The organism is Burkholderia sp. AU45388 (genome assembly GCF_030481585.1).
Lineage (GTDB): Bacteria > Pseudomonadota > Gammaproteobacteria > Burkholderiales > Burkholderiaceae > Burkholderia > Burkholderia sola.
Window position 1 is genome coordinate 516,454 of record NZ_JAUJPV010000002.1, and the last position, 23,688, is coordinate 540,141.

The window sequence follows — 23,688 nt, forward strand, 5'->3', positions numbered from 1 at the left end:
CGCGCGTCGACGCGAATGCGTTTCTTCCTGTCGAGCCCTACATGCAGCCATTCTTCAATACGCCGTGGAATTCGCTGGAAATCGTCAAGCTCGTGCTCGGCGTGCTGACGCCGTTGTCGGTCGCCTGTCTCGGCTGGCTCGTCGCGCGCCGGCTGAAGCGCCTCGAACTCGTGCAGTGGACCAACCAGCGGCTGATCGAAAAGCGGCTCGCGCTGTACGACACGGTCGCGCCGCAGCTCAATGCGCTGCTGTGCTTCTACACGTGGGTCGGCTACTGGAAGGACATCTCGCCGGACGACGTGATCCGCGCGAAGCGCGACCTCGACCGCACGTTCCACATCTACCGCTACCTGTTCGACGACGACGTGTACGACGCATATCACACGTTCATCCATGCGCTGTTCGAGATGCATACGGGGCCGGGCCGCGACGCGCGGATCCGCTCGCTGATCCAGGCGCCCGACGGCGATCGTAGCGTGCACGGTTCGTACGCGTGGAAGCCGGTGTGGTCCGAGCGTTTCGCGACCGCGAACGTCGTGCCGAAGGACGACGTGCTGCGGCATTACACGCGGTTGATGGAGCGGCTGCGCGTGGCGCTGGGGGCGACGCGCTGAAGGCTGCGGCGCGCGGTAACGACTGACATGCCTCGCCATCACTCCCGGTAGCCTGCCCTCAGTTCCGCCCCGCCACCGCGAGCCGCGCCGCGAGCCCCAGGAATACCGACCCGAGCAGATACTGCGGCATCTTCGACGGCCGGCGGCGCGCGCCGATCCGCTGGCTTAGCCGGCTCGCGGAGAGAATCACCGCGCCGTTCACGACGATCCCGATCAGGTTCAGCACCGTCGCGAGCACGAGAATCTGCACGGCGATGGAACCCTGCTCGGGCCGCACGAACTGCGGGAACAGCGCGAGCACGAACAACGCCATCTTCGGATTCAGCAGATTCGTCGTCAGCCCCTGGCGAAAGATCGTCGCGGTCGAGCGCCGACGTTGCGACGCGACGGGCGATAGTGCGGTCGCATCCGAACGAAACGTCTTCCACGCGAGATACAGCAGATACGCGGCGCCTGCGAAACGTACCGCGTCGTACGCGAGCGGCACCGCGACGAAGAGTTGCGACAGCCCGAGCGCGGCCGCGAGCGCGTGGCAGTAGGTGCCGGCCTGAATGCCCGCGAGCGTCGCGAAGCCGGCGCGCCGCCCCTGGCTCACGCTGCGGGACGCGATCAGCAACATGTCGGGGCCGGGCGTAACGGTCAGCGCGAGACACGCGCCGGAGAACAGCGCGAGCGTGGAGAAGTCGATCATGGTGGTCCCTTTTGCCGGTGCGGCGTAAAGGGAACTCAGTTTAGGAGGGCGCCCGAGGCCGGTCAATCGAGCGAACGGACAATGGCCGGACGGCACGGATCGCGTAACGCATGCATCGCGTACGTGCGGCCCGCCCCCCTCACTGTTTGCGACAGGCCACCTGGTAGTCGATCACGGTATTCGCGGCTGGCCGGTCCGGCTCGCCGCCCACCGTCGTGACGCCGAGCACGCCGGCCGCGTTCCGGTAACGCAGCGCGCAATACCCGACGCCGGTGCCCGAGCACGCTTCGGCTTCGATGATGCCGTGCTTCGCGAGCGTCGCCGCGCCGTCCATCGCGTCCGGTTTCTCGCGCGGCCGCAGCGGCTGCCAGCCATGCGCGATCAGTATCTTGCGTGCCGCGTCGAGCGGCTTGCCGTATACGTTCGGCACGACCGCGCGGCCGTTGCAGTGTGTGCTTTCGGCCGCGACGCCGGTCAGCCGCAGTTCGCCGTTTCGTTCGTGCAGCTCGCCGACGGGCGGCGCGGGGCCGTCGCCGCCCCAGATCAGCAGCGCGCCGCTCTCCAGCCGGTCGGCCGAGCCGAGCTGCCAGCCCGCCTTGCGTGCCGTATAGCCGAGTGCGACGAGTGTGGTGCCGTCGAATACGCCGATATTGCCGTTGCGCGCAAAACATATCGCGCTCGTGCCTGCGTTGAATCCGCTCGCGAAGGTCACGACCGTGTAGCGCCCGAGCGGTGCCTCGGACGTCACGATCCAGTCGCGCTGCGCGACTTCGCGGCCGGCCGCCGTGGTCGTTTTTGCGCGATACCGCGTGCAGAACGGATCGAGCGAACCGTTTTCAGGCGAGTGCGGCAGCGTATCGAGCGGCACGAGCGACGCTCCGGCGATATCGGAGCCCGTGCGCAGCGGTTCGGCCGATGCCGTGCCGCCGAACGCGGCGCCGGCAAATATCGCGATTGAAACGATCGAGGCAAGATGACGGGTGAGCGGTGAGGCAACGGAACGAAACACGCAGCTGTCTCCTGGGAAAGTGGGACGGGCGCGGCCATCGCGCCTTTTCGCCCCGATGTCGCGGTCGCGCGCACGGCCCGACGGCACGCGCGCGTGTCGCGGCCGATTCAGCCGTTCGCGACCACGTCGATGCGCAGCGCGTCGCCGCCCGCGACGATCGCCAGCAGACGATCGACGTTCGGGTGCGCGCCCGGACGATTGCGCGCGTCGGCCGTATGCTCGGCGAACACCGCGAGGCCGTGTTCGGCCGCCTTTGCGTCGAGCGTGCCGAACGTCTGCTTCAGATAGTGGTACACCGCGAGCGAGCCCTGCTTGCCCGGTTGGTTCTCGATGGTCGCGACCACGTCGCCGTTCGCGCCGACGAGATCGATGCGCGCGATGCCGTCGATGGCCGGCAGTTGCGCGAGGTTGTCCTTGAATACTTGGGTCGGTTGAATCACTGAAAACACTCCGTCGGTTCGGTCATCGGCCAAGGTGGGTGGCCGGCCGTATCTTATCCGATCGGCTTCGGCACGCCGGCCCGCGTGCCGGTGTCGGCGCGCGCGCCCACGCGAGCGCCGCGCCCGCGCGCTGCAACGTGCTGTCCGTCTGCATCGCGACCCGTATCCCGGTCGCACTGTCGCCGCCCGCGTCGTACAGCGCGCCCGGCATCGCGACGCCGAATTCCGCGCCGGCCATCCGCACCACGTTCATCAGCGCCGCCGCCGTGCCGATGCGTGCGGCGTCATGACCGTCCGGTGCCGGTCAGCATGCCCGCCTCTCGCGCGCGCTCGATGTCGGGGCTGCGATACGCGTGCTCGGGAATCTCGGCAAGCCGCGACGGATGCACCTGGCGCGGCGCCAGCCCGTAGAACTTCTGGAAGCTCATGATCAGCGGCGACCACTTGTCCGGATCGATGCGGTCGGGATGGCCATCCATCAGCAGGTCGGGGTGCGCGTGCACACGCCGGATGCGCACCTCGAACACGCGAATGCGGCCGCGCAGGTCGGGCATGTCTTCGCCGATCCCGTAAGTGGCCGCGACGACCGCTTCCATATGCACAGGACATTCGAGCGCGCGCGGCGGCGCGACGGTTCGCGACGCGACCTCGGTGAACCCGGCCGTGCCGAACTTGTCGGGTTCGAACACGTAGCCTTTCGCGCGCTTGCCGTCGGGCACCGGATACGTGCCGGTCGTGCGCGCGATCCGGTTGACCGCGTCTGCCTGCGCCGACGACGGCAGGTTCAGCACGCATTCGCCGGTGCGCAGCAGGTTGCGAGTGGTCTGCGAGCTGGCGGCGATGCCGATCACGCCGCGCCAGCCGAGCCAGAACGCGGATGAGATCGGCGCGAGATTGGCCGTGCCGTTTTCGTTCAGCGTGCTGACCAGCACGACGGGCGTGCCGAAGTAGAGGATGTTCGGTTCGGTGACGCAATGCGGCGCATTCATGGTCGAGTTCTTCGTTGACGGAATGGGTTCCCATGCTGATCCCCTCTCGTCGGCGCGGCGCTCCGAATCTTGTCGTGTCATTCCGAAACGTGCGTGCACAGGCGTCGCCGGCGTCGCGCCGGACCGAACCGGCAATGCGCGGTTTTTTCCGCTACAGTAAGTAATCGAAGGCCGCGCTCGCCGGCATCACGCCGGCGAGCGCGGTCACGTTCCGCCAATGCACACGAGGGCCTGATGGACACCGAGCAACGCTACACCGCCAACGCGCCGACCCGCGCGGAAGTCGACGCACTGGGCGGCGCAACCGTCATCGAATTCGGCGCGAACTGGTGCGGGATCTGCGCGGGCGCGCAGCCTGCTATCACCGCGTCGTTCTCGGCGCATCCTGCCGTGCGGCACCTGAAGATCGAGGACGGCCCAGGCCGTCCGCTCGGTCGCTCGTTCGGGGTGAAGCTGTGGCCGACGCTGGTATTCCTGCGCGATGGGGTCGAAGTCGCGCGCGTCGTGCGCCCCGCCGACGCGAAGCAGATCGAAGCCGACGGTTTCGCCGCGCTGGCCTGAGGTCACGACGATGCAACAGGCCATCACGCACATCGGCGTCGATACGCGCGGCAACGGCCTCGTCGAAGTCACGCAGCAGGTGCGTGCGTTCGTCGACCAGCAGGCGATCCGCACCGGCCTGCTCACCGTGTTCTGCCGCCATACGTCGGCGTCGCTGCTGATCCAGGAGAACGCGGATCCGTCGGTGCAGCGCGATATCGAACGCTATTTCGCGACGCTCGCGCCCGAGGACGACACGCGCTACGAGCACGATACCGAAGGCGCCGACGACATGCCCGCGCATTTGCGCGCGGCGCTTACGCAGGTACAGCTGTCGATTCCGGTCGAGCACGGGCGCATGGTGCTCGGCACGTGGCAGGGGATCTATCTGTTCGAGCATCGCCGCGCGGCGCACCGGCGCGACATCGTGCTGCATCTGATCGGCGAGTAGGCCAGGCAGGCGGACGGGAACGCGCGACGCCGCACCGGCGCGCGGCTCAGGCGAGCAGTTTTTCGACGAGCGCGCCGAGTTCGCGCAGGTGAACCGGCTTCGGCAGGAACGCGTCGAATACCCGCTGGTTCTCGCGCAACGCAGCCGATTCATACGCGCTGACGCCGAGAACGGCCGGATGCCGGCCGTCGTCGTCGGGCTCCGCCACCGCACGAATGCGTCGCGCCACGTCGAATCCGCTCAGGTCCGGCAGTTCGAGATCGAGCACGACGAGGTCGTAGCGGCCCGTCTTGAAGCGTGCGATCCCTTGCTGCCCGGAGCCGCACAGATCGGCCTCGATGCCGAGCGCCGACAGCATCGCGCCGAGCGTCTCGCGCGCGTTGTCGTTGTCGTCGACCACCAGCGCGCGCCGGTCGCGGTGCGGCAGCACGGGCGGCAGCGCAAGCACGTCGCCGGCCGCGGTGCCGGCCGTATCGACGCCGGGCACTTCGACCGGCAGCGTCACGACGAATTCGCTGCCTTCGCCGACCGCGCTGTGCACGTCCACATGCCCGCGCAGCGTCGTCACGATTTCGCGCACGACCGCGAGCCCCATGCCGATCCCGTCCACGTGCAGCCCGACCGCGTCGTTCGCGCGATAGAACGGCTCGAAGATCTTCGACAGATGCTGCTTCGCGATGCCGGCGCCGGTATCGCGCACGGCGATCTTCACCTGCTGGCCGGCCGGCGCATCGGCGAGCGTGATCGCCACCGTGATCGAGCCGCCGGTCGTGTACTTGACCGAGTTCTCGATCAGGTTCGACAGCACCTGTCGCAGCAGCTTGCGGTCGGAGCGGATCGCGAGGCCGGGCGGCTCGACGCGCTGCGTGACCGTGATCCGTTTCGTCGCGATCCTGTCGCGCAGCGGTTCGAGCGCCTCGGCAAGCAGCGGCGCGATGCGGACGGTATCGAGTTCGGCGACGCGCTTCGTCGAGCGCAGCTTGATGTAGTCGGTGAGGTCCTTGACGAGTGCCTCCAGCGACAGCGCGGAATTCTGCAGCCGCCGGATCGTCTTCAGGTTCGCGTCGGACTGCGGGCGTGCGAGCAGGATCTCGATCGATCCGCAGATCGCCTGCAGCGGCGTACGCAGTTCGTGGCTGACCATCCCGAGGAACGCGTTCTTCGCCTCGATCATCTCGAACGCGCGATCGGACGCCTTGCGTTCGGCGTCGAGCGCCGCGTTCTGCCGTTCGAGCAGGTCGTCGCGCGTGCGCATCGTATAGAACAGCAGCAGGAACAGCGCGCACAGGATCACGCCGAGCACGATGCCGAGGATCAGGATCGCGCGCTGCTTTTCCTTCAATTGATGGAACGTGAAATCGCGCTGCGCCATTTCGATCGCGCGGAAGTAGTTCGCGAGGCCGTTGACCTTTGGCCAGTACGCATTGACTTCGTCGATCACCTGCCGCGCCTGCTGCGGCGAGTCGCGCAGCAGCGGCACCTCGCGCTTCAGGCGCGTCATGAATTCGCCGAGCGCATCGATCTCGTTGCGCGCGCGCGGAATGCGCAGCCAGTATTGGGACACTTCGGACGGCCGCTGCAGGAACCCGAACGACACCGACAGGCTGTCGAGCTGCATCTGCACGTGATCGAAATCGCCGTCCTCGCGCGTCGCGTAGAGAATCAGTTGCCGGTCGAAGCGCGTGTAGACGTTGCGGTATTGCGCGGCGGTCCAGAACACGCCTTCGCGCGGCCCCTCGAGCACGCCCTCGTTGACCGAGGTGGCGAGGAGATCCCACAGCAGGAACGCCCACGCGGCGAATCCCATGATCCACAGCGAGCCGAGGATCAGGATGATTTTTCTATTTTTCCATCGCCGCCGCGTCATGTCACTTCACGGTCAGACCGATGATCTGCCACGCGAACTTGGCTTCGCCGAGCGGCGTCTTCAGCTCGTCGGGATACTGGTCGCGCGGATACATGATCCACAGCGGGCCGTAGTTGTCGTTACCGAGCACCTTGCCGTTCATCGTGCGCGCGAGGATCACGCCGTACCTGGCGGCATCGGACACGGGAATCGTGAACGTGTATTCGTCGATGCAGCGGAATTCGATCTGCGTGCCGTGCGCGCCGACCGTCTTCAGCACGTCGGACAGGCGCGGGCCGGTGAAGGTGGCCTTCGGCGTCCAGCTCGTCGACGTTACGATCGTATGTTGCGGCAGCGCCATCAGCGCCTGCTCGGAAAAGACGTAGGTCATCTTCCCCTGCTGGTTGCTCTTGCTGATCTTGCCGTCGACGGTGAACGTGAACGACGAAGCGGCCCATGTCGCGGCGGCCATCCCGAGCAGGCAGGCCGTCAGCAGGCTTTTGGTCCAGATGGTTGAAACGCGCATGTCTTTCCCTCGGTCTGATGGTTCGTGTAGCGGGTTGTCGTTCGGTCGTCGTTTCCGGCGCCCGGTTTTCAGTTCGTCGCCGCCGGCAGCGTGAGCTTCAGTTCGCGGGCGACTTCGGCGAACAGGATCGGCAGGCGCACCGGCTTTTCCTCGCAGCGCGCGTTGTAGTGCGACACGATGTGCGCGATCTCGTCCTCGCTCGCTTCGCCGGTCGAGATCTTGCCGGTCAGCAGGAAGATCGGCGCGCCGCTGTTCTCGCTCGAACGGATGCCGCGCACGAGTTCGGCGGCCGTCTGGTCGCCGAGCATCCAGTCGAGGATGTAGCCGTCGAAATCCTCGACTTCCAGCGCCTTGCGGAAGCTCGCGCCGTCGAAGTACGGAATCGCGTTCACGCCTTTCTCGATGAAATATTCACAGACCGTTTCGGCGACGTCGTGCGAATCGTCGACCACGGCGATCCGCGCCGCATACACGTTCGGCTGCGCCGAGCGCAGCTCGATCACGTCGACCGGATACGTGCGGCCCTCGCGCGCGTGCTGGCGTTCGGTGACGATCCATTCGCCCTGCCATTGCAACGCGACGAAGTCGGTTTCGATCTGGCTGGTGGCCTTCGTCGAGATTGCCGCGCGGCAGCGCAAGCGCTTCGATTCGATCACGAACGTCGCGTCGATCATCTCGGCCGCGGCCGGCTGCGTGCCCTTGTCGTCGAGCAGGATCGCGGGCGGCACCCCGAAGTGCGTCGCGATGTCCTGCAACTGCGACAGGTTCCACGGAATCAGGCCCTTCATCTTGCGCGTGACGACGGAGAAGCTCAGGCCGAGCACGTTCGCGATCGTCGTGTTGTGACTTCGCGGCGGAATGCCGTTCCGGTTCAGGAGGTCGCGCACCTTGTTGGCGGTGATGAGATCGACGTTGGCCTGCTCGGTGGTGGACATCTCGATGGGGTCTCCAGGGGGTTTTTGCGAGGGAGAGCATATCAAAGCTGACGCGTCACGCAAACTTTAAACACGCGAAGGACCTTGACATGACATTTTTCTCCATTATTATTGCTCACCACGTCACTATTGTTTGTTGCGTCATGTTTGGAGCGGGATGCCGGCACAGTCGGGCAGCGAAAAGCAGCGGCAATGAAACAGTGACGGAACGATTCGAAGAGAGAACCTGAGAGATCCTTGGGCGCGTGTCGGCGTTGGCGGATTGTATCCGCTGCGCCGCACGCAACCGGGTAAGAGCTCGCCGGGTACGAAAGCTCGAAGAATTGCGGCGCAGATAAAACTTGAGGAAAGTACCCAATGTATCGCCGTTTACTCGCACCGGGGCTGCTGTTGCTGTTGGCCGCGTGCGCGCAGGATCCGTCGGTTACCGCCAGCACGGTACGGATCTGCGACGACACAGGTTGTTCCGATCGCCCTAAAGATCAGGTCTCCTATCAAAAAAGGGACGATGCGGAAGAGCGGGACGATCCGCGCATCGCCGCGCTCAAGCAAACCGCGAAGACCCAGCCGAAGGCCGCCTACGACCTCGGCCTGCGCTACTTCCGCGGCGACGGCGTGCGCCAGGACAGCTACCAGGCCCTCAAGTGGATGCGCGAGGCCGCCGAGCGTGGCGACCTGAACGCGCAAAAGGCGCTCGGCAGTTTCTACCTGTTCGGCCTCGAGGAAATGGGCTCGGATGCGCGCGAAGCGGAGAAGTGGCTGTCGATCGCGGCGGGCCGCGGCGACAAGGAATCGAAAAAGCTGCTCGAACTCGCGCGCAAGGCGAAGAAAGAAGACGAAGAAGACTGGAAGTGGCGCACGCAATGGCGTGACGTTTACTACGGCTACTGGTACTCGGGCTATCCGTACTACGGCGTCTGGCAGCAGACGTACTGGTACTACTGACCGGGACTGAAGCAACGGGGGCAGCCGCGGGGAGACCACCATCGCGCGCCACACCGGGGGGCTTATCGAAGTTCGCACGGACACATAAGCCGAACAACGACTCTAATCGATCGACAACGACATGAAGACCAATCTTTCCCAACGTCTCATTCAAGGCGCGCTGGTTGCAGCGCTTGGCGCATCCGTCGCGGGGTGCGGCGGCATGGTGACGCCCGGCGGGCAGAACGCCGGCGTGACGGGCGCGGCGGGCGGCGGCACGAGCGCCGGCGCCGATTCGGGGCTGCAGCGCTGCACGTCGCCGCTGGGCACGATCGCGGTCGACGACGGCCGCAACGCCGACTGGTGGGGCCAGTTCGGCAGCGCCACCAAGGTGACGAGCATCGATCCGCTGCTGCGCCTGGCGGTGCAGCAGTCGAACTGCTTCGTGATCACGTCGATCGGCAACCAGAAGAGCGACGCGCGCCTGTCGCGCATCACGCAACTGCAGCGCAACTCGGGCGAATACCGCGCGGGCTCGAAGCAGCAGAAGGGCCAGCGCGTCGCGGCCGACTACTACATGGAACCGCAGATCGTGATCAACGATTCGCCGATCGGCGGGATCGGCAGCATGATCGGCGGGCTGATCGGCAACAGCGCGGTGGCGGCGGTGGCGGGCCATCTGCAGACGAAGGCGTCGGTGGTGACGCTGACGCTGTTCGACGTGCGCTCGGCGGTGCAGATCGCGGCGTCGGAAGGCAGTTCGACGGCGACCAACTACGGCGCGGCGCTGGGCGGCTTCGGCGGTGGCGTGGGCGGCGCGCTGGCGGGTTTCTCGTCGACGCCGGAAGGCAAGGCGACGGTCGTCGCGTTCATCGACGCGTACAACAAGATGGTCGTCGCGCTGCGCAGCTACAAGGCGCAGGACGTCAAGGGCGGGCTGGGCCGCGGTGGCCAGCTGCAGGTGAACTGACGTTGCCGGGCCGGCGGGGGCCGCCGGCCGCTTGTTATTCCTGATTCGTGATGATCGGTGCGTGCGGCGTGATCCGCGCGTGCCGGCTTCGTTCGTCCTGTTCGTTCAGAAGGTGATCCCGATGAAAGCCGTTGCACTGATTGCATTGACCTGTCTCGCGCTGACCGCCTGCGGCGGCGACGATAATTCCACGCCCGCTTCGTCAGGCGGATCGGGCACGAGCAACAACGGCGGCAGCGGCGGGACGGGCGGCACCGGTTCGGGCGGAACGGGGTCCGGCGGTAACGGCTCGGGCGGTTCGGGTGGCGCCACGCTGACCTGGCGCTACGAGGCGCAACCTGCCGCGGCCGATCGGGCGAGCTTCCTGACGCTGATCAACAACGAAGGCGCGAAGGGCTACCGCTATCTGGGCGACTACTTCTACAACGCGGGCAACGGCGGCACGCAGTCGATCTTCGTGAACGACGGCACCGTGCAGACCTACACGTACCAGCTGCAGACGGCGCCGGCCGACATGACGTCCTTCGTCAACGCGGCCAACGCGCAAGGGGCGAGCGGCTACCGCTACGAAGGGCCGCTCACGTACGGCGACCTCTATCGCAAGGACGGCGGTTCGTCCGCCACCTACACGTACACGACGACGGGCCTGCCGGCCGACGCGAATGCGTTCCTCACGCAGGCGAACGGCCAGGGCCAGTCGGGCTACTGGTTCCTCGGCCCGATGGTGGTGGGCACCGCGCAGGCGAACGTGTACATGAAGAACAATGCGTCGAACGCGACCTATACATACGACGCGCTGGCGCCGACGTCGACGGTCAGCGACTTCATCGCCCAGGCCAACAGCGAAGGGGCGAAGGGCTATCGCGCGAAGGGCGGGATGGCATTCGGCACGACGATCTCGTGGATCTACGTGAAGGACCAGACGCAGTCGCCAACCTTCACGTACCAGTCGGCCGCGATCCAGTCGACCGGCGCGAACTTCGTGCAGCAGGCGAACACGTTCGGCGCGCAGGGCGCCGCGTATCTGAGCGACCTCGCGCTCGGCACCGCGTCGCCGGTGATGGCTTCGTTCTATTTCACGCCGAAGAACTGCACGGGCTTCCTGTGCACGACGCTGAATCCGCTCACGCAGAACTGAGCGGACGTTTCCGGCGCGGGGACACGAGACGATGCCCCCGTTGCCGGATGCGCGGTATCGCGGGCCTCGGGCGCGTTGCGTCCATCGTGGATGCGTCTTTTGCCGCCGGCTTGCCAGCGGTATTTCATTTGCGCGACCGCCACGCGAATCGGCGGGCGACCTGGGCGAGCGGATCAGTCGTCATGACACGATTGCGCGATGAATTTTCGTTCAAGTTCAAAATCGTCTATGAATCAAATAGGACGTGTACTAAAAAGATAATACACAACTGATTTTCGCAGTGTCGTTTGGCATGATCGGGACATCGCCATCCCGAATGTATCCACCGTGACGCCCGGCCCGGCAGGGGCTCTGCCGCCGGCCCGCCCTCCGGGCGCCGTCACGTCGAGCCATGCCATACAGCACACTCCAGTCCATTCGCCGTTACCAGAGCATCTCGATGTTCGGGGGCGGCATCGTCGTCACGGTCCTGATCCTGATCGCCTGCGGGCTCGGGATCACGTCGATCGTCTACGGCTATCTGGACGGCGAGCGGCGCAATTTCCTGAACGGGGTGGAGGAGACGGTCGATCAGGTGCAGGTGGCCGAGACGTCGTTCCGCAACGGCGTCGCGAATACACAACTGATCTGGCGCGAGCTCGATGCGGCGCCGGCGGACGTCACGAAGGCATTCTTCGATAACGGTCAGCAGCTTGCGATCACCCCGTTCCCGTCGCTCGTGGTCGGCGTGCCGGGCCAGACCGCGCAACGCGACGAGGTCGCGCGTTACCTGGCCCTGTCGTTCCTGCTGTCGCGCATCTGCGCGGCGAGTTCGATCAATCGCGGGCGCACGCTCGAGGGTTACCACTACAGCACGCGAACCGGGATGTTCGGGCTCGTGCCCCACCTGTCGCGCGACAACCCGGCGCTTGCGTCGGCCGACGCACGCGCGAAGGTGTTCGATGCGCTGCACGTGAATTTCGACGGCCTGCCGTCGGCGCCGAACGACGGCCGGCCGAATGTCCATTGGCTGCCGCCTTATCTCAATCCGGTCACGGGGCAGGCGCGCATCCGGCTCGCCGCCGAGGCCCGGTCCGACGGCCAGCCGTTCGCGGTGCTGGTCACCGAATACGCGCCCGAATATCTGCTGTCATGGCTGCCAGAGCGCACGCAGGCCGGCGTGTTCTTCATTACGTCCGCGGACAACCGGCTCATTGCGATCGATCCCGGTGTCGAGCGTACTAACGCGCTGAGCGAGCGCTTGTTGAACCTCGACGTCGTACACGGCGATCGGGCATCCGGCGAGCCGCTTTTTCGCGACGGCGCGATCGTTTTCCGCAGCAAGCTCGCGGCGACGGGCTGGACGATCGCGTATGCGCTCTCCTGGGCTGACGTGGCAGCCGGTATCGGTGTGCAGGCCGGTGCGCTGGCGGCGGCGACGCTCGTCACGATCGTCGTGATGTGGCTGCTGCTCGCGCGATTCCACCGGCGCGTGCTCGTGCCGGTCTACGCGCGCTCGGCGCGCGTGTTCGACAGCGAGGCGCTGTGCCGCAGCGTGATCGCGATGGCGCCGGTCGGTATCGGCCTCGTGTCGCTGTCCGACCGGCGGGTGATGCTCGCGAGTGACGCGCTGACGCAGATGTTACTGCCGCACGGCGGCGATCATCATGTGCTGTCCGCGCAGGTGCTCGAGAAGTACGACTCGTTCGTCGCGGACGGTGGGGCCGGGCGGACGATGACGACCGAGTTCGTACTCGATGCACACGGCGATGCGCCGCTGCATCTGGAGGTCATCGCGCACAGCGCGCGTTACGAGGGCGAGGACGTGCTGATCGCCGCGTTCGCCGATACGAGCGCGCAGCGCCGCCTCGTGCACCAGCTCGAGGAAGCGGTGCGCGCGGCCGATTCGGCAAATGCGGCCAAGTCGTCGTTCCTTGCCGCGACGAGCCACGAGATCCGCACGCCGCTGAACGTGATTCTCGGCAATCTCGAACTGCTCGAACGCACGGCGCTCGATGCGTCACAGCAGAGCCGCGTGCGGACGCTGCGCGCGTCGGCCGAGGGGCTGCTCGCGATCGTCAGCGACATCCTCGACTTTTCGAAGATCGAAGCCGGCGCGATGTCGGTCGAGTCGATCGAGTTCGACGTGATTTCAGTGATCGAGCGCGAGCTTGCGGCGTTCGCGCCGGTCGCGAAGGCGAAAGGGTTGCCGTTGTTCGCCGATATCGATGCGAGCGGTGCGCAGCGCATGCGCGGTGACCCGACGCGGCTCGCGCAGGTGGTCGGCAACCTGTTGAGCAACGCGATCAAGTTTACGAGCGCAGGGCGCATCGTCGCACGCGTGGCTGTGGGACGAAGCCCGCACGGTTCGCCCGAGCTCGCGATCGGCATCGAGGATACGGGCATCGGAATCGACCCTGCGCAACGGGCGAGGCTGTTCAAGCCGTTTTCGCAGGTCGACGCGTCGATTACGCGGCGGTACGGCGGCACGGGGCTTGGGCTCGCGCTGTGCGATCGGCTGGTCGCGGCGATGGGCGGGGCGATCGCGGTCGATAGCGCGCCGGGCATCGGCAGCCTGTTCACCGTTCGCCTGCCGTTGCACATGGGTATTGCACCGAAATGTCCGGCCGGCGCTGGGGCGGGTGCCGGCAAGACGCTGATCGTCGTGTCGCCGGAGGACGCATGGCGCGCGTTCGCGTTTCCGCATCTGCGTGCATGGGGCTTCGAGGTCGCGATGCATCCGAGTCCGATCGGGATTGCCGCCGGGTGCCTCGTGCGCGCTCATGCGATCGTGCTCTTCGGCGATTCCGATCAATGGCGGCGCGAGGAGCTCGACAGCCTCAGCGGCGGTGCGCCGGTCATACTCGCCACGCCGGACGGCCCGACGCAGCCCGACGTCGCGGGTCGCACGGTCCGTGTGTCGAGCTATTCGCTGAACGGATTGCGCACGGCAATCGAGCAAGCCCGCGTCGCCACTGCCGAATTGCTGCACGGGCGGGGCCGCGCGGCCGATGCCGTTCAGCCGGCGCTGCCGGCTTCCAGCGCGCGCGTGCCACGCGTGCTGATTGCCGACGACGCGTCGGTCAACGGATCGATTTTCCGAGAGCAACTCGATGTGCTCGGCTGCACGGTCCGGTGCGTGTCGTCCGGTGGCGCGGCGCTCGACACGCTCGCCAGCGGCGCATGGGATGTGCTGCTGCTGGGTGCCGACCTGCACGACATGCCGGCGCGCGAGCTGGCGGAGGCTGTCCACGCCCGGGCGCTGCCGTGCGAGATGATCGTCGTCGCGTCGCATCTCCCGCCCGACGACGCCCGGCGTTACGCGGCATCGAACGTCGAATGCGTGCTGACCAAGCCGGTGACGCTGGCCGACCTGCGCCGCGGTCTGGCACGCATCGCGCGGCGGCGCGGAATCACGTTTCCCGCCGGTGCGGCGGACGAGCGGCCGGGGGCGAGCGTCACGGCCGCCGCCGCGCATTGGCCGGGACGATAAAAATGAAGCGACGTCGGTGAGGTGGAGATCGCCTGCGTCGGAACGGGGAAGGCAGACACGCCGCATCGCGTCGGTGCCGCGTGATTTCGACTGAAGAAGGAAGGGTAAGGCCGTGCGCTATATGGGAAAGGTGTTCGGGCTGCTGCTCGGATTTGCGACGCTGCCGGAGAAATCCAGACGGGATTTCCTCACGCAACTGAACGAATTCATGATGATGTCGCCATCGCAGAAGCGGCGGATCATCACCGAATGGCAGCACGCCGCGGATGACGGATCGGGCGAATCCGACACATCCTCGGTCAAACGTTAGACGGCGGCCTGGGCCGCCCTGCGGGACGCGATGGATCGACGGCGTGGGGGCGCCGCCGATCGGTTGCGTGCGGGCGTCGGATCAATGCAGGTTCATGCAGCAACAACGCTGCGCGCGGCGGGGCCGCCGTTGCATCGGATCGGTGCGGGCGCAGGCCGCCATGCCGCATCGCACCGCCGCGAAGCGGAACCCGGCTATTATCTTAAAATTACGCTGCGCACCGCCCGGTTCGCCGAACGTTGCAACGCGACCGTGTTGCAGGATGGATTCGAATCATGGCGCGTCGCACAACATGGCACGTTAGGCCGCGTGTATCGGGAGAAGAACAGAGATGGATGAATTTTTTGTGCGAGTGATGGTCGCGGACGATCATCCTTCGTCCGCACTCGGGATGTCGCAGGCGCTCGCGGGCAGCAGCACGATCAAGCTGCTGGGTACCGTCTCCAATTCGACCGACCTGGTGGCGATGCTCGACGAACAGCAGAGCGACGTGCTCGTGGTCGATTACGTGATGCCCGGCGGCAAGTACGGCGACGGCCTGTCGTTACTGTCGTTCCTGCAACGCCGCTATCCCGCGCTGCGCCTCGTGACGATCACGATGATCGACAACCCGAGCGTGCTGCTTGCGATCCAGAAGCAGGGCGTCGGATGCATCCTGAGCAAGTCCGATGCGATTTCGCACCTGGTCGGCGCGGTTCATGCGGCGTTCGTCGGAGCGAACTATCTGTCTCCGTTCGTCAAGAAGCTGCTGGAGGAGTGTCAGCCGTCCGCAGGTATCCGCACGCTGACTGCCCGCGAGATCGAAGTCGTGCGGTTGTACGGGGCTGGCCTGACGGTCGGCGAGATCGCGGTCCAGCTGCACCGGAGCAAGCAGACGATCAGTTCGCAAAAATCGAGTGCGATGAAGAAGCTCGGCATCGTCCGTGATGCGGACCTGATTCGCTACGCGAGCGAAGGCCAGTTGCCCGAATTGCCGGCGACCGATGCCTAGACGGGCAACCGGCGGGCAGCACCGAGCGACCCGGCCGGCACGTGATGCCGTGCCGGCACCCACGCAACTTCGACGATACGTATGCCCGGCAAACTGAAAACGGTGATCGCGCACGCCACCGCGGCGGCGGGCCGCAAGCCGTTCGAGCCAGGGCGCGTGCGACGCCAGCAGCAATGGCTGCTGTACGGAAGCGGCGTGGTGATCACGGTGTTCGTACTGGTCTGCACCGCGCTGGTTGCGCGACTCGACCTGCAGGAATCGGTGGTGCAGTTCCGCTCGGACTTCCTGGTACGCAAGGCCGATCTGTTGGCGGAGATGGAGGTGGTCAGGGCGCTCCAGAATCGCTACGTCGAGAACCTCGAACTGATCGCGCGGCAAGGTCCGACTGCATCGCCCGATACGCTCGGGCGGTTCGTCGACGATCGCGGCAGATTGGTCGCAGTGGGCCAGGCAGGGCGTGTGGCGTTTGCCGCGTTCGCGGTCGCTCCATCGTCGCAACCGGTGAGCGCCTACGCACCCTTGCTCGGCAAGCTGCTGGCGCAGGTCGAGCTCACCGGCAGCATGCCGATACAACAGCCCGGCGACCCGGGGATGGGCGGGTATCTGGTCGACCCGGACGGCAATTTCGTCGTTGTGACAGGCTATCCGCTGGTCAAGCAGGCGGTGGCGCTTCCGGCCGGTTTCGACATCAAGGCATTGATCCGGCAGTTGCAACCGTCGCGCGATTTCGTGTCGGCGGCGGCTGCGCCGGATTACCGGAAGATTCTCCTTGATCGCCGCGAGGATCCGCTGACCGGACGCTCGGTGCTGCGGTTCGTGCAGGCGGTGCGCGATGGGCAGGGCAAGCCGATCGCCTGGTTCGTCGTGGTCACGCGGCCGGCGGTCGACGATTTTCTCCGTTCCTCGTCGGCGGGCAGGGACTACGCGCTGGTCAGCCCGAACGGGCAGGTCCTGACCGGTCGCGCGGCCGATCCCATGCTGACTGCCCGGGCGCTCGACTTTACGCGTACGGCGCATGGCGAACGCGCCGCGGCCCATCGCGTCGGCATGAACATCGTGATCGGCGACCCGATGCCGGGGTTCCGCGAAGTGCTGACCGCGACGATTTCGTGGCGTAGCCTGTTTGACGATGTGGCCGTCCGCCTGGGTATTGCGGTCGGTCTCGCGCTGCTCGCGATCGGCACGGTATGGTTCGCGATCGTCATGTTCGACCGGCGCGCGCTGCGTCCCGCCAATCGCCGCGCGATCCGCCTGATCGAAAGCGAGGCGCTGAACCGCACGCTGATTCGCACGGCGCCGGCCGGGCTCATGTTGCTGTCGCTGGCCAACGGCGAAACCATGGTGCGTAACGACGCGGCACAGGTCTACGGCGACACCGGTCCGGCGCCGTCGCTCGGCAAGCGTATCTGGCACGCCTACCAGGGCAGCATGGCGAGCGGGAACGCGCGGCGCGTCGTCACGCACGAGTTGCCGGTCGAGCGTGCCGACGGCGGCACGACCTATCTCGCCGCGCACATCGTCCGTACGCGCTATCGCGGCGTCGACGTGCTGCTCTGTACGCTGACCGACATCACCGCGCGCAAGCAGGCCGAGGACAAGCTGCGCGAGGCGCGGGAAGCCGCGGACGATGCGAACAAGGCGAAGTCGACCTTCCTCGCGACGATGAGCCACGAGATTCGTACGCCGCTGAACGCGATCGTCGGCAATCTCGAATTGATGACGCGCGGGGCGTTGCCGGTCGACGAGCGGCGGCGCCTGCAGACGGTGATGTCGTCGTCGGATGCGCTGCTGCGCGTGATCAACGACGTGCTCGACCTGTCGAAAGCCGAATCCAACCAGATGGTGCTGGAGGCCGTGCCGTTCGATTTGCGTGCGGTGCTGCGCGACGTCGCGGCGATCTTCCGCCCGCTCGCGGAGGCGAAGCATCTGGCGCTCGACTGCCGGATCGCGCCGGAACTGGCCGACGGCTACATCGGCGATCCGACCCGGCTGCGCCAGCTCGTATCGAATCTCGTCAGCAATGCAATCAAGTTTACGGAGCGCGGCGGCGTAAGCATCGACGCGCGGCCGGCACCGGGCGAGGGGGCGGCGCGCACGCTCGAGATCGCGGTGCGGGATACCGGAATCGGCATTCCTGCCCGCAGCCTGCCATCGCTGTTCGACGTCTACATCCAGACGGATGCGTCGATCTATCGCCGCTTCGGCGGTACCGGGCTGGGTTTGCCGCTGTGCCACCGGATCGTCCGGCTGATGCATGGCGATCTGGCGGTCGAGAGCCAGCCGGGCGAAGGCACGGCGATCACGGCCTTGTTGTCGCTGCCCGCCGCACCGGCCGATTGGCGGGTAGCGTTCGACGAACCGCACGCCGAGGCGCCGATCGCGCCGGCGCGGCCGCACGAAGACGAAGCGCCATTGCGTGTACTCGTTGCGGAAGATCACCCGGCGAGCCGCGCGCTGTTGCGCGATCAACTCGAAGCGCTGCACTACGACGCGACGATCGTCGCGAACGGCATCGAGGCGATGCGTGCGTATTTTTCGCATCCGTTCGACGTCGTGCTGACCGATCTCGGCATGCCGGAGCTCGACGGGTTCGCGCTGGCGAACTTCTTGCGCGAGCAGGGGGCGAGCGTGCCGGTGATCACGATGACCGCTCATGCAACCGAAGAGGACTACCGTCGCTGCACGCAGGTCGGCGCGGTGGAGGTCGTGCTCAAGCCGCTGTCGATCGACGCGCTCGACGCAGTGTTGCGGCGGCACGGCAAGCGCGAGCCGACGGCGGAAGCCGATCCGGCGGTGGCGAGCGCCGCGCCCCTCATGACGGACGAGATGCGCGATGCGTTACGGACAGCGACGCAGCGCTCGCTGGTCGTGATCGACGACGGGCTGTTGCGTGGCGCAGTCGATCCGGTCCGGACCGAGCTGCATTCGATGCGCGGCGGTTTCGCGCTGGCCGGCAATGCGCCAGCAACCGACGCATGCGCACGAGGCGAACGTACGCTCGCCGACGGCGGCATCGACGCGCTGAAGCCCGAATGGCCGGCGATACGGGCGGCTGTCCAGGCCGCGCTTTCGAGGTTGTCCGGCAACTGAGCCGCCTGGCGTCGCGTCTGGCCACGTGGCCAAACGTCGCGAGTCGATTGACAGGCGGCATGCGGTTACCGACCGCAGGCGGGTTCATCCGAGGCCGTCTTCCTTTCCTCTCGTGTTCTCGTTCTCGAGCGTCCGCTCGCGGGACGGATCTCGGCCACATTGTATGAAATCCTTGTATTTGATCGGAGTCAGGTATTCACACGGTTGAAAATCAAAATTTAGTACCCGTACTAGGAATTTCTATGTAGATATCGTTCGGCAACTAAATACCAAATGTGCGTGGATTGGCATCATTCATCCTGCTCTGCAAAGAGTCGTTCAATCACGTTTCATTTGGAGAAAATCGTGGCTCTCAACAAGAAAATTCTCGCCGCGGCAGCAGTCGTGGGCATGGTCGCAGCAGGTTCGGCAATGGCCGCTGACGGCACGATCAATTTCACCGGCAGTATCACGGCGGCATCGTGCTCGATCACGGGTGGTGCGGGCACCAACGTGACCGGTGAAAAGGGCAAGCAGGACATCGCGGTCAACCTCGGCAAGGTCAGCGTCGATTCGATCGGCGGCACGGCTGGCAGCGGCGTCGCGGGCGGCACGTCGATCAACCTGAACCTCGACTGCGGCAATACGGCAACCGACCTGACGTTGATCAAGATGAAGTTCGATCCGCGCGCGGGCTCGGGCATCGACGGCAAGAACAACAAGCTGCTGCAGGTCTCGGGTGGCGCGAAGGGTGTCGGCATCGGCATCTACAACGGCAGCAACACGCTGCTGAACCTCGCGGCCAACGAGACGATCGATGCACCGCTGGTCAAGGGCGGCACGGAAGCCGCGCCGGTCTACACCGCGGCACTGGATCTGCGCGCTGGTTACGTCGCCAACGGTGACAAGATCGAAGCAGGTACGGCGAACGGCACGCTGCCGTTCACGCTGACGTACGAGTAAGTCGTTCAATCGAGCGGTGAAATGGCACGAGCCATTTCGCCGCCGCCTCCAGATTCGAATCCGATATGAAGAAATCTCTCATTGCCGGGCTGGTCGCGGCCAGCTCGATGTTTTTCTTGTCCGCGCCGTCGCATGCCGGCATTTCGCTGTCCGGTACGCGCGTTGTTTATCCTGGGCAAAGCAAGGAAGCATCCGTCGTCGTCAAGAATCAATCGAAGGACGACGTGATGATCCAGTCGTGGATTGAGTCCCTCGATGAAAAGCAAGGCGATTTGCCGTTTGCCCTCACGCCGTCGTTGAGCCGGCTCGGAGGCGACAAGCAGCAGATCCTGCGCATTTTCTACGCAGGAGAAGGCTTGGCGGCCGACCGCGAATCGGCGTTCTGGTTGAGCGTGCAGGAGATTCCGCAACGCGCGAAGGGCGATAACTCGCTGCAAATCGCCGTTCGTCAACGTATCAAACTCTTTTATCGGCCCGCCGATCTGCCCGGCAAAGCAGACGAGGCGCCTGCCCAATTGAAGTGGCGTTGGAGTAGCGACGGCGGAAAGCCGGCGCTGGACGTCGTCAATGACACTCCCTATTTTGTTTCGCTCGGCCACGCACGCCTCAAGGTCGGCACGAATGCCTATCCGATCGTCACCGAGATGGTCGCACCCAAATCCGTAAAGCGGCTGTCGCTCAAGGACTACACCGGGCATGCGCAACCGGTGAACGCCAAGGTCGAATTCAGCTCGATCAACGACTTCGGCGCAACTGTCGACACGCAAGCCGATATGTCGAATTAGCCTCCCAAGCGTCGGATGGCCATCTGGATTTTTCACGATAAATAAATACGTTGTACTAATAAAGGAGAGATGCGTATATCCGATAGCTCGATCGAGTGACAGGTGCGCGCAATAAAGACATGAACACAACTGTCAAGAAAATCGTAGAGGCTTGCCAGCGCGCGTCTTGTCTGATGGCGTTCGGCGCCATCATTGCACCTGTTTCCGGTAATGCGGCCGAGTTCAACGAGATGTTCCTCAAGAAGGGGGACGGTCCCGTCGAACTCACGTACTTCGAGCGCGGCAGTTCGGTCGCGCCGGGCATCTACGACGTAGACGTATCGTTGAACCAGCGGCGCGCGAAGCGGGAGTCGATTGCGTTCAAGGCGGACGAATCGGGCGAAGTACGTCCCGTGATCACGTATGGTTTGCTCAAGTCGCTCGGCGTCGATTTGAAGCGTCTTGAGCGCGAGCACAAGCTGGAAGCGGGGTTGGACGACAAAACGCTCGTTCGTCTCGACCAACTGGTCGACGGTGCGGCGGCGAGTTTCGACGTCGGTACGCTCACGCTTGATATCAGCGTCCCGCAGATCTATGCGCCGGGGCAAATACGTGGTCTTGTCGATCCGTCGCTGTGGGATGAGGGTGTCGCCGCGGCCTATTCGAACTATCAGGCGAACTTCAGTCACGATACGAATTCCGGATATCGCAGCGACTATGGGTATCTCGGGTTGCGCAATGGTGTGAACATCGGTGCCTGGCGGTTCCGTAACGAGTCGGCGCTGTCGTGGCGGCGTGGTTCGCCTTCGGATTTCAGCGTCAACCGCAGCTACGTTGAGCGCGACCTGATCGGCATCAAGGGCCGATTGGCCGCGGGCGAAGTGTACTCGTCCGGTGAAATCTTCGACAGCGTGCGTTTTCTTGGTGTGCAGGTCAGCTCCGATACGGGGATGCTGTCCGACAACGAAGTCGGCTATGCGCCGGTGGTGCGCGGTATCGCGCAAAGCAACGCGGTCGTCGAAGTTCGTCAGAACGGTTACGTGATCTATTCGGCGTCCGTGACGCCGGGCGCGTTCGAGTTCCGGGACATCTATCCGAGCGGCTCGAACGGCGACCTCGAGATCAGGATCATCGAGTCCGACGGGAGCACGCGCACTTTCCGGCAATCGTATTCGTATCTGCCCGTCATGATTCGTCGCGGCACGATGCGTTACGCATTTTCGGCCGGTCAGTATCGTGGCTATGGTCAGTCCCGCCCCAAGTTTGCCCAAGGGTCGCTGGTCTACGGCGTGTCGGACAACCTGACCGGCTATGGCGGCTTGATCGGCGCCGAGCGCTATGCGGCGATTGCGCTCGGCGTCGGCTATAACTCGCCATTGGGCGGGATCTCGTTCGACGTCACGCACAGCCAGTCGAGCACGCAAGGCCGCAAGTCGACCGGGCAGAGTCTCCGCTTCCTGTATTCGAAAACGCTGACATCTACCGACACGACCTTCACGATGGTCGGCTATCGCTACTCGACCGACGGCTATCGCACGTTCAGCCAGCACGTCGATGATCTCGATCGCCAGGGCGGAGGTGGGTATCGTCGTCAGAAAAGCCGCGTCGACCTGAACATCAACCAGTCGATCGGGTCGAGAGGTTCGATTTACGCGAGTGTCGGCGACACGAGCTACTGGAACCGCGGCGGTTCGAGCCGCAACATTCAGTTCGGTTATAGCGGCGCACTAAAGAATCTCAGCTACAGCGTCTCGGTCGCGCATACGCGGGACACCGGCGCATTCGGCCGTGCCGACACGCAGTTTTCCGCATCGGTCAGCATCCCGATCGGCGGCGGTGTGCGTTCGCATCGTGCGTTCGCGAACACGGTGGCGTCGACGAGTGGCGACGTGAGCGTTCAGGCGGGCGTGAACGGGTTCTTGAACGAAGCCAATACCGTCAACTATTCCGTGCAGGGCGATTACCGCAAGGATTCGGGCGGAACGGGCGGCGTGGGTCTCGGTTGGGATACGCCGATGGCCAAGCTGACGTCGAACTACACGCAGTCGGGCCGCGGGAAACACGCCGACGTCGGTGCGGCGGGTTCGATCGTCGTACACAGCGGCGGTATCACGTTGGGCCAGACGGTGGGCGAGACTTTCGCGATCGCGGAAGTGCCGGGCGTGCGTGGCGCACGTTTCTCGTCGTCGTCGAGCATCAGCACCGACCGTCGTGGTTACGCGATCGTGCCGTATGCGCAGCCGTATCGCTACAACTGGCTGAACATCGATACCGAGAGTCTTGGTTTCGACACGGACCTGACCGACAACTCGAAGTCGGTGGTGCCGACGCGCGGCGCAATCGTCAAGGCGCGCTTCACGGCAGAGACCGGTCGCCGTGTCCAGTTCGACGTGACGGGCAGCAACGGTGACAAGGTGCCGTTCGGTGCGACCGCGTACGACGAAAACGACAAGGTGCTCGGCATGGTCGACAACGCATCGCGTGTGCTTGTGTTCGGCGTCAAGGATCAGGGGCGCCTGTCGATCCGCTGGAGCGAGGGTTCGTGCGAAGGCAACTACGCGTTGCCGGAACGGAAGAAAACGCTCGCATACGAGCGGGTGGCGATGAGTTGCAAGATGGCCGGCCGATGATTGGCAGATGAAGTGAGGAATTTGGCGGGATGCCAAGTCAGAATGTTGAGCGTCCCGTATTCAATAGTTTCGGGTCGTCGCCGGAGATGGTGAAAATGGACGTGCAAGTCGCGAAATAACTGGCTGGCGCCTTTTATACGTCGATCTCGATTTGCTGCAAATACTTGCGGTGAAAGTAGGCAAGCGGCTTTGCTCTTTAGGTCGGGAGAGAGTGATGAAAATATTTGCCATTTGTACGTCCGCCATTGTCGCTGCGATTCCAGTGTCCGCGTTTGCGGTATGTCAGGTCAGGCAAGACTCGGGCCAAATTGTCCCTTTTCAGAGAGTCGAATTTCCATCCTTCCAACCCGCAGTGTTCGATCCCGAGGTTCCGAACGGTACTGTCTTGTATCGAGCCAACGGGACCGCTAGCGGTG

At 64.9% G+C, this 23,688-nt stretch carries 22 protein-coding genes; 15 read left to right on the top strand and 7 right to left on the bottom strand.

Annotated features, from left to right (window positions below; all coding sequences use genetic code 11):
• The first annotated feature begins 41 nt into the window (after nt 1-41).
• Nucleotides 42-614, top strand: a complete 573-nt coding sequence (locus QZM72_RS06255; RefSeq protein ID WP_301737526.1) for a hypothetical protein — start codon at nt 42-44, stop codon at nt 612-614.
• A 58-nt stretch (nt 615-672) separates the two neighbouring features.
• On the opposite strand, the gene QZM72_RS06260 is transcribed toward QZM72_RS06255, so the two are convergent.
• The 3 genes from QZM72_RS06260 to QZM72_RS06270 all read right to left on the bottom strand — a co-directional run bounded on the left by QZM72_RS06260 (nt 673) and on the right by QZM72_RS06270 (nt 2,754).
• Complete coding sequence (locus QZM72_RS06260; protein ID WP_301737528.1) at nt 673-1,305, bottom strand: LysE family translocator; 633 nt, start codon at nt 1,303-1,305, stop codon at nt 673-675.
• Nucleotides 1,306-1,444: 139 nt separating this feature from the next.
• Nucleotides 1,445-2,314: a PASTA domain-containing protein gene (locus QZM72_RS06265; protein ID WP_301737529.1), complete on the bottom strand. Its 870-nt coding sequence runs from the start codon at nt 2,312-2,314 to the stop codon at nt 1,445-1,447.
• 107 nt (nt 2,315-2,421) lie between these two features.
• The gene (locus QZM72_RS06270; RefSeq protein ID WP_301737531.1) at nt 2,422-2,754 is read right to left on the bottom strand and encodes a DUF2322 family protein; all 333 of its coding nucleotides are present in this window, start codon (nt 2,752-2,754) and stop codon (nt 2,422-2,424) included.
• A 38-nt stretch (nt 2,755-2,792) separates the two neighbouring features.
• Here QZM72_RS06270 and QZM72_RS06275 point away from each other — a divergent pair, with 38 nt between their 5' ends.
• The gene (locus QZM72_RS06275) at nt 2,793-3,044 is read left to right on the top strand and encodes a hypothetical protein (RefSeq protein WP_301737533.1); all 252 of its coding nucleotides are present in this window, start codon (nt 2,793-2,795) and stop codon (nt 3,042-3,044) included.
• Here QZM72_RS06275 and QZM72_RS06280 read toward each other — a convergent pair.
• Entirely contained in the window at nt 3,039-3,743 is a 705-nt protein-coding gene (locus QZM72_RS06280) for a flavin reductase family protein (protein WP_301737534.1), read from the bottom strand. The genes QZM72_RS06275 and QZM72_RS06280 overlap by 6 nt on opposite strands.
• A gap of 234 nt (nt 3,744-3,977) precedes the next feature.
• Between QZM72_RS06280 and QZM72_RS06285 the strand changes: the two genes are divergently transcribed.
• On the top strand, nt 3,978-4,304 hold the full coding sequence (locus QZM72_RS06285) for a thioredoxin family protein (protein ID WP_006485487.1): 327 nt from the start codon (nt 3,978-3,980) through the stop codon (nt 4,302-4,304).
• A gap of 10 nt (nt 4,305-4,314) precedes the next feature.
• Nucleotides 4,315-4,734 carry a secondary thiamine-phosphate synthase enzyme YjbQ gene (locus QZM72_RS06290; protein WP_089468951.1) on the top strand — a complete coding sequence of 140 codons (420 nt, stop codon included), beginning with the start codon at nt 4,315-4,317 and terminating at the stop codon, nt 4,732-4,734.
• 46 nt (nt 4,735-4,780) lie between these two features.
• On the opposite strand, the gene atsR is transcribed toward QZM72_RS06290, so the two are convergent.
• From atsR to QZM72_RS06305, 3 genes are all read right to left on the bottom strand, one after another.
• Complete coding sequence (atsR, locus tag QZM72_RS06295) at nt 4,781-6,601, bottom strand: hybrid sensor histidine kinase/response regulator AtsR (protein ID WP_301737535.1); 1,821 nt, start codon at nt 6,599-6,601, stop codon at nt 4,781-4,783.
• Nucleotide 6,602: 1 nt separating this feature from the next.
• Entirely contained in the window at nt 6,603-7,106 is a 504-nt protein-coding gene (locus tag QZM72_RS06300; protein ID WP_089468953.1) for a molybdopterin-dependent oxidoreductase, read from the bottom strand.
• 68 nt (nt 7,107-7,174) lie between these two features.
• Nucleotides 7,175-8,041, bottom strand: a complete 867-nt coding sequence (locus tag QZM72_RS06305) for a helix-turn-helix domain-containing protein (RefSeq protein ID WP_089468954.1) — start codon at nt 8,039-8,041, stop codon at nt 7,175-7,177.
• Nucleotides 8,042-8,398: 357 nt separating this feature from the next.
• Here QZM72_RS06305 and QZM72_RS06310 point away from each other — a divergent pair, with 357 nt between their 5' ends.
• The 11 genes from QZM72_RS06310 (at nt 8,399) to QZM72_RS06360 (ending at nt 23,272) form a co-directional block, all read left to right on the top strand.
• A complete protein-coding gene (locus tag QZM72_RS06310) occupies nt 8,399-8,986 on the top strand; it encodes a tetratricopeptide repeat protein (protein WP_301737536.1) in 588 nt (195 codons plus the stop codon).
• Nucleotides 8,987-9,107: 121 nt separating this feature from the next.
• Nucleotides 9,108-9,935: a hypothetical protein gene (locus QZM72_RS06315; RefSeq protein ID WP_089468956.1), complete on the top strand. Its 828-nt coding sequence runs from the start codon at nt 9,108-9,110 to the stop codon at nt 9,933-9,935.
• A gap of 121 nt (nt 9,936-10,056) precedes the next feature.
• Nucleotides 10,057-11,073 (top strand): hypothetical protein, encoded by a 1,017-nt coding sequence (locus QZM72_RS06320; protein ID WP_301737537.1) that lies wholly within the window; start codon nt 10,057-10,059, stop codon nt 11,071-11,073.
• Between the two features lie 391 nt (nt 11,074-11,464).
• Entirely contained in the window at nt 11,465-14,545 is a 3,081-nt protein-coding gene (locus QZM72_RS06325; RefSeq protein WP_301737538.1) for an ATP-binding protein, read from the top strand.
• A 121-nt stretch (nt 14,546-14,666) separates the two neighbouring features.
• Nucleotides 14,667-14,855 carry a hypothetical protein gene (locus tag QZM72_RS06330; RefSeq protein ID WP_089468958.1) on the top strand — a complete coding sequence of 63 codons (189 nt, stop codon included), beginning with the start codon at nt 14,667-14,669 and terminating at the stop codon, nt 14,853-14,855.
• 84 nt (nt 14,856-14,939) lie between these two features.
• Nucleotides 14,940-15,194 (top strand): hypothetical protein, encoded by a 255-nt coding sequence (locus QZM72_RS06335; RefSeq protein WP_301737539.1) that lies wholly within the window; start codon nt 14,940-14,942, stop codon nt 15,192-15,194.
• A complete protein-coding gene (locus QZM72_RS06340; RefSeq protein ID WP_089468959.1) occupies nt 15,187-15,846 on the top strand; it encodes a response regulator in 660 nt (219 codons plus the stop codon). The genes QZM72_RS06335 and QZM72_RS06340 overlap by 8 nt, the downstream gene beginning before the upstream one ends.
• Before the next feature lie 81 nt (nt 15,847-15,927).
• Entirely contained in the window at nt 15,928-18,936 is a 3,009-nt protein-coding gene (locus QZM72_RS06345) for an ATP-binding protein (RefSeq protein ID WP_301737540.1), read from the top strand.
• A gap of 345 nt (nt 18,937-19,281) precedes the next feature.
• Nucleotides 19,282-19,878, top strand: coding sequence for a fimbrial protein (locus QZM72_RS06350; protein ID WP_256979694.1), 597 nt, complete (start codon nt 19,282-19,284; stop codon nt 19,876-19,878).
• A gap of 65 nt (nt 19,879-19,943) precedes the next feature.
• A complete protein-coding gene (locus QZM72_RS06355) occupies nt 19,944-20,663 on the top strand; it encodes a molecular chaperone (protein WP_301737541.1) in 720 nt (239 codons plus the stop codon).
• 119 nt (nt 20,664-20,782) lie between these two features.
• The gene (locus tag QZM72_RS06360; RefSeq protein ID WP_301737543.1) at nt 20,783-23,272 is read left to right on the top strand and encodes a fimbria/pilus outer membrane usher protein; all 2,490 of its coding nucleotides are present in this window, start codon (nt 20,783-20,785) and stop codon (nt 23,270-23,272) included.
• Nucleotides 23,273-23,688: the final 416 nt, after the last annotated feature.

Coding starts and splice junctions, on each gene's coding strand:
- QZM72_RS06345 (WP_301737540.1), top strand. CDS start 15,928: ATGCCCGGCAAACTGAAAACGGTGATCGCGCACGCCACCGCGGCGGCG.
- QZM72_RS06355 (WP_301737541.1), top strand. CDS start 19,944: ATGAAGAAATCTCTCATTGCCGGGCTGGTCGCGGCCAGCTCGATGTTT.
- QZM72_RS06330 (WP_089468958.1), top strand. CDS start 14,667: ATGGGAAAGGTGTTCGGGCTGCTGCTCGGATTTGCGACGCTGCCGGAG.
- QZM72_RS06300 (WP_089468953.1), bottom strand. CDS start 7,106: ATGCGCGTTTCAACCATCTGGACCAAAAGCCTGCTGACGGCCTGCCTG.
- QZM72_RS06315 (WP_089468956.1), top strand. CDS start 9,108: ATGAAGACCAATCTTTCCCAACGTCTCATTCAAGGCGCGCTGGTTGCA.
- QZM72_RS06335 (WP_301737539.1), top strand. CDS start 14,940: ATGCAGGTTCATGCAGCAACAACGCTGCGCGCGGCGGGGCCGCCGTTG.
- QZM72_RS06325 (WP_301737538.1), top strand. CDS start 11,465: ATGCCATACAGCACACTCCAGTCCATTCGCCGTTACCAGAGCATCTCG.
- QZM72_RS06280 (WP_301737534.1), bottom strand. CDS start 3,743: ATGAATGCGCCGCATTGCGTCACCGAACCGAACATCCTCTACTTCGGC.
- QZM72_RS06305 (WP_089468954.1), bottom strand. CDS start 8,041: ATGTCCACCACCGAGCAGGCCAACGTCGATCTCATCACCGCCAACAAG.
- QZM72_RS06290 (WP_089468951.1), top strand. CDS start 4,315: ATGCAACAGGCCATCACGCACATCGGCGTCGATACGCGCGGCAACGGC.
- QZM72_RS06310 (WP_301737536.1), top strand. CDS start 8,399: ATGTATCGCCGTTTACTCGCACCGGGGCTGCTGTTGCTGTTGGCCGCG.
- QZM72_RS06285 (WP_006485487.1), top strand. CDS start 3,978: ATGGACACCGAGCAACGCTACACCGCCAACGCGCCGACCCGCGCGGAA.
- QZM72_RS06360 (WP_301737543.1), top strand. CDS start 20,783: ATGAACACAACTGTCAAGAAAATCGTAGAGGCTTGCCAGCGCGCGTCT.
- QZM72_RS06260 (WP_301737528.1), bottom strand. CDS start 1,305: ATGATCGACTTCTCCACGCTCGCGCTGTTCTCCGGCGCGTGTCTCGCG.
- QZM72_RS06320 (WP_301737537.1), top strand. CDS start 10,057: ATGAAAGCCGTTGCACTGATTGCATTGACCTGTCTCGCGCTGACCGCC.
- QZM72_RS06340 (WP_089468959.1), top strand. CDS start 15,187: ATGGATGAATTTTTTGTGCGAGTGATGGTCGCGGACGATCATCCTTCG.
- QZM72_RS06255 (WP_301737526.1), top strand. CDS start 42: ATGCAGCCATTCTTCAATACGCCGTGGAATTCGCTGGAAATCGTCAAG.
- atsR (WP_301737535.1), bottom strand. CDS start 6,601: ATGACGCGGCGGCGATGGAAAAATAGAAAAATCATCCTGATCCTCGGC.